Annotated in this window: 2 protein-coding genes; both read right to left on the bottom strand. The window is 77.5% G+C overall.

The window, feature by feature from the left end:
* Nucleotides 1-1,947 (bottom strand): type I polyketide synthase (locus VM95_RS36770; RefSeq protein ID WP_482260706.1); only part of this gene is annotated, 1,947 nt, incomplete at its 3' end.
* 88 nt (nt 1,948-2,035) lie between these two features.
* A partial coding sequence (locus VM95_RS36765; RefSeq protein WP_045705511.1) for a type I polyketide synthase occupies nt 2,036-5,395 on the bottom strand: 3,360 nt, incomplete at its 5' end.

Raw genomic sequence — 5,395 nt, 5'->3', positions numbered from 1 at the left:
GATCTCGCCCTGGGAGTGGCCGATGACGGCGGCGGGCTCGACGCCCAGCGACTTCCAGACCGCGGCCAGCGAGACCATCATCGCGAACAGCGCGGGCTGTACGACGTCCACCCGGGCCAGGTCGCCGTTCCCGCGCAGGACGTCGGTGAGCGACCAGTCGACGTGCGGGGCCAGCGCGGCCTCGCAGTCGGCGATCGAGGCGGCGAACACCTCGGAGGTGTCCAGGAGTTCGGCGCCCATGCCGGGCCACTGCGAGCCCTGGCCCGGGAAGACGAACACCGGGCGCTCGAACGTGCCGCCGCCGGTGACGAGTTCGGGCGCGGCGACCCCTTCGGTGAGCGCGGTGAGGCCGGTCAGCAGCTCGCCGCGGGTCTGCCCGAGCACGACGGCGCGCCGCTCCAGCGAGGCCCGGCCGGTGAGCAGGGTGTGGCCGATCGCCCGCAGGTCGGCGTCCGGGTCGGCGCGCAGGAACGCGGCCAGCTGCCCGGCCTGCGTGCGCAGCGCCTCGTCGTCCCGGGCGGACAGCACCCACGGCACCACCGGGGTGGGCGGGGCGACGACCTCGGCGGCCTCCTCGGCCGGCTCCTCGACGGGCGGCGCCTCCTCCAGGATGACGTGCGCGTTGGTGCCGCTGATCCCGAACGAGGACACGGCGGCCCGCCGGACGCGCTCGCCCGCCGGCCAGGCCCGCTCCTCGGTCAGCAGCCGCACCCCGCCGCCCGACCAGTCCACGTGCGGGGTCGGCTCGTCCACGTGCAGGGTGCGCGGCAGCACCCCGTGCCGCAGCGCCATCACCATCTTGATGACGCCGCCGACCCCGGCCGCCGCCTGCGCGTGCCCGATGTTGGACTTCAACGAGCCCAGCCACAGCGGCCGTTCGGCGTCCCGCTGCTTGCCGTAGGTGGCCAGCAGGGCCTGCGCCTCGATCGGGTCGCCGAGCTTGGTGCCCGTCCCGTGCGCCTCCACGGCGTCGACCTGCTCGGCCGTCAGCCGGGCGTTCTTCAGCGCCTCGCGGATCGCCCGCTGCTGGGCCGGCCCGTTGGGCGCGGAGAAGCCGCTGCTGCTGCCGTCCTGGTTGACGGCCGAGCCGCGCACCACCGCCAGCACCCGGTGCCCGTTGCGCCGCGCGTCCGACAGCTTCTCGACCAGCAGGACACCGACGCCCTCCGCCCAGCCGGTGCCGTCCGCCGCCGCGGCGAAGGCCCGGCAGCGCCCGTCCGGGGACAGCGCACGCTGGCGGCTGAACTCGACGAAGCCGCCCGGCCCGGTCATCACCGTCACACCGCCGACCAGGGCCAGCGTGCACTCGCCGCTGCGCAGCGACTGCGCGGCCTGGTGCAGGGCCACCAGCGAGGAGGAGCACGCCGTGTCCACCGTGACGGCCGGGCCCTCCAGGCCCAGCGTGTAGGCCACCCGGCCGGACACCACGCTGCCGAGGCTGCCCGTCATCAGGTAGCCCTCGAGGTCCTCGGGGGCCTCGCGCAGCCGGGCGGCGTAGTCCTGGTGCATCACGCCGGCGAACACACCGGTGCGGGTGCCGCGCATCGAGGACGGGTCGATGCCGGCCCGCTCGAAGGCCTCCCAGGACGCCTCCAGCAGCAGCCGCTGCTGGGGGTGCATCGCGACCGCCTCGCGCGGGCTGATGCCGAAGAAGTCCGGGTCGAACAGCGGCGCGTCGTGCAGGAAGCCGCCCGCCCGGGTGTACGTCCGGCCGGTGGCGTCCGGGTCCGGGTCGTACAGGCCCTCGACGTCCCAGCCGCGGTCCTCGGGGAAGGCGCTGATCGCGTCGGTGCCGGTCGCCACCAGCTGCCACAGGTCCTCGGGGGAGGCGACGCCGCCCGGGTAGCGGCAGGCCATGCCGACGATCGCGATCGGCTCGGAGGCCGCGGCGGTCAGCCGGCGGTTCTGCTGCCGCAGCTGCTCGGCCTCCTTGAGGGAGGCTCGCAGCGCCTTGACGACTTCTTCACTGGTGGTCATCGAGAACTCCGGAACTCCGAGCCGTGGGGACGGGTGATCGGGTGGGCGGTGGTCGTCATCAGCTGTCGCCGAGGGCGACCCGGACCAGGTCGGCCAGGTCCATGTCGTCGAGTGCGCTGCCGGACTCCTCGCCGCTCTCCTCGGGGAGCGCGGACTCGGCCGCCGTGTCGGCGAGCCGGAGCAGGGTGCCGACCAGCCCCGCCTCCTGGAAGCGGTCCAGCGGGATCGCGGCGAGCGCCCGGCGGAAGCCCGCCTCGTCGACCCCGTCGAGGCCGTCCGGCCCGTCCGGGACGGCGCCCCGGTCCTCGGCCGGGAAGGCCTCGGCCTCCAGGTGGCGGGCGACGGCGGCCGGGCTGGGGTGGTCGAAGATCAGCGTGGCGGGCAGCCGGCCGCCGGTCTCGGCGCCGAGCCGGTTGCGCAGCTCCAGCGCGGTGAGCGAGTCGACGCCGAGGTCCAGGAAGCCGCGGTCGGGGTCGACCCGGTTCGGCGTCGGGTAGCCCAGCACCGCCGCGACGTGCGCCCGGACCACGTCCAGCACCGCCCGGTGGCGCTTCTCCGGCGCCAGGTCCGCGAACCGCTGCCGCAGGGTCGCCGTGCCGGCGGCGCCGCTCGCGGTCCGGCGCGGGGCGCGGACCAGGCCGCGCAGCAGCGCCGGGATCTCGGCCAGCCCGCGCACGGTCGCGGTGTCCAGCCGGGCGGGCACCAGGACGGCGCGCCCGGCGCCCGGCCCGGCCTCGGCCAGCGCGGCGTCGAACAGCAGCAGGCCCTGCTCGGAGGGCATCGGCGCGAGGCCGGTGCGGCCCAGCCGGCGCAGGTCGGTCTCGTCCAGGTGGCTGGTCATCCCGCTGGACTCGGCCCACAGGCCCCAGGCCAGCGAGGTGGCGGCCAGGCCCTCGGCGCGGCGGCGCTGGGCCAGCGCGTCCAGGAAGGCGTTGGCCGCCGCGTAGCTGGACTGGCCGGACTGGCCGAGCACGCCCGCGGCCGAGGAGAACAGGACGAACGCCCGCAGCGGGAGCTCCCGGGTCAGCTCGTGCAGGTGCCAGGCCGCGTCGACCTTCGGGCGCAGCACGGCGGCCACCCGCTCGGGGGTGAGCGCGGTCAGCACGCCGTCGTCCAGCACGCCGGCCGTGTGCACCACGGCGGTCAGCGGGTGCTCGGCGGGCACCTCGGCCAGCACGGCGGCCAGCGCGGTGCGGTCCGTCACGTCGCAGGCCCGGACGGTGACCCGGGCGCCGAGCGCGGCCAGGTCCGCGCGCAGCTCCGCCGCGCCCTCGGCGGCGGGCCCGCGCCGGCTGACCAGCAGCAGGTGCCGCACGCCGTGTTCGGTGACCAGGTGGCGGGCCAGCAGGGCGCCGAGGCCGCCGGTGCCGCCGGTCAGCAGGACGGTGCCGTCACCGGCGGCGGCGAAGGCGCTCGCGCCCGCGTCGGCGGGCCGCGCGGCGGCGGCGAGCCGGGCGGCGCTCACCCGGCCGGCGCGGACGGCGAGTTGGGGCTCGCCCGAGGCCAGGGCGGCGACCAGCGCGGGGGCCGAGTCGGGGTGCTCGTCGACGTCGGCCAGCACCAGTCGGCCGGGGTTCTCCGACTGCGCCGAGCGCAGCAGGCCCCAGAGCGGGGCGTGCACGAGGTCGGTGACGTCGTCCGCCGGGTCGAGCGCGACGGCGCCCCGGGTGAGCAGCACCAGGCGGGAGGAGGCGAACCGCTCCTCGGCCAGCCAGGCCTGCACCAGGGCCAGCGCGCGGGCGGTGGCCGCGTGCACGGCGGCATGCACGGCGGCCGCCGGGGCGTCCGGGCCCGCTGCGGCCGGGAGGAAGGGGGCCAGCACCGTCGCGGGCGCCGGGGCGTCGGAGCCGAGCAGGGCGGTCAGGTCGGCGTCGGGGCCCAGCCGCACCGGCTGCTCGGCGCCGGGCTCGGCCCCGGCCTGCGCGGCGGGCGCCAGCGGCACCCAGTCCACCTGGTAGAGGCCGTCGCCGGAGCGGCCGGTGGCCGCGCTGAACTGCCCGGGGGTGACGGCCCGCAGGGTCAGCGAGCCGACCGAGACGACCGGCTCGCCGGTCTCGTCGGTGGCGGTCAGCGCCACGGTGTCCGGCCCGGTCGGCGTCAGCCGCACCCGCAGCGCGGTGGCGGTGGCGGCGGCCGGGTGCAGGGTGACGTCCGACCAGGCGAACGGCAGCCGCACCTGCTCGGCGCCCTCCAGCAGGCAGGCGTGCAGGGCGGCGTCCAGCAGGGCGGGGTGGACGGAGAAGCCGTCCCCGTGCCGGTCCTGCGGCAGCGTCACCTCGGCCAGGATCTCCTCGCCGTGCCGGCCCGGCGAGGTCCGGTCCGGCGAGGTCCGGCCCAGCGCGGTCAGGCCCTGGAAGGCCGGCCCGTAGTCGAAGCCGACCCCGGCGAGGCGCGGGTACAGCTCCCCGGCCGGGGCGAGCTCGCCGGCCCAGGGCCGCCGCGCCTCCTCCGGCGCCGCCGCGCCCTCCTCGGCGAGGACGCCGCTCGCGTGCTGCGTCCAGTCCTGCCCGGTGTCCGGGCTGTTCGGGCTGTCGGGGCCGGAGTGGACCGTGACGGGCCGGCGGCCGGTGGCGTCGGCGGCGCCGACCCGGACCTGGACCCGGACGGCCCCGTCCTCGGGCAGCAACAGCGGCGCCTGGAGGGTGAGTTCGTCGAGCTGGTGGCAGTCCAGCCGGCGCCCGGCGTGCAGGGCGAGTTCGACCAGCGCGGTGCCGGGCAGCAGGACGGTGCCCCAGACGGCGTGGTCGGCCAGCCACGGGTGGGCGGCGGTGGAGAGACGGCCGGTGAGGACGAGCTCGTCGCCCGGCAGGGCGAGCGCGGCGGCCAGCAGCGGGTGGTCGGCGGCGTCCAGCCCGGCCGTGCGCGGGTCCCCGGTGGCGGCGGGCGTGAGCCAGAACCGCTCGCGCTGGAACGGGTAGGTGGGCAGGTCGACGGGCCCGCCCCCCGGGCGCAGGCCCGGCCAGCGGACGGCGGCGCCGCGCACGTGGGCCTCGGCGAGCGAGGTGAGCAGGCGGCGCGGGCCGCCCTCGCCGCGGCGCAGCGTGCCGATCACGGCGACGTCCTCGTGCCCGGCGTCCTCGGCGGCGTCCTGGACGGCGGCGGTGAGCACCGGGTGCGGGCTGGCCTCGACGAAGGCCCGGTGCCCGGCGGCGAGCGCGGTGCGGACGGCGTCCGTGAAGCGGACGGTCCGGCGCAGGTTGGTGTACCAGTAGGCGGCGCCCAGTTCGGTGGTGTCGATCAACTCGCCGGTGACGGTCGAGTAGAACGGGACGTCGGCGGTCTTCGGGGTGATCCCGGCGAGGGCTTCGGCGAGGCGGGTCTCGATGGCTTCGACGTGCGGGGAGTGCGAGGCGTAGTCGACGTCGATGCGGCGGGCGCGGATCTCCGACTGCTCGCAGTGGGCGAGGAGTTCGTCGAG

Source organism: Streptomyces rubellomurinus (genome assembly GCF_000961885.1).
Classification (GTDB): Bacteria; Actinomycetota; Actinomycetes; order Streptomycetales; family Streptomycetaceae; genus Kitasatospora; species Kitasatospora rubellomurina.
Note: the sequence above shows the minus strand (reverse complement) of the source record. Positions and strands in the feature narration are given on the sequence as shown.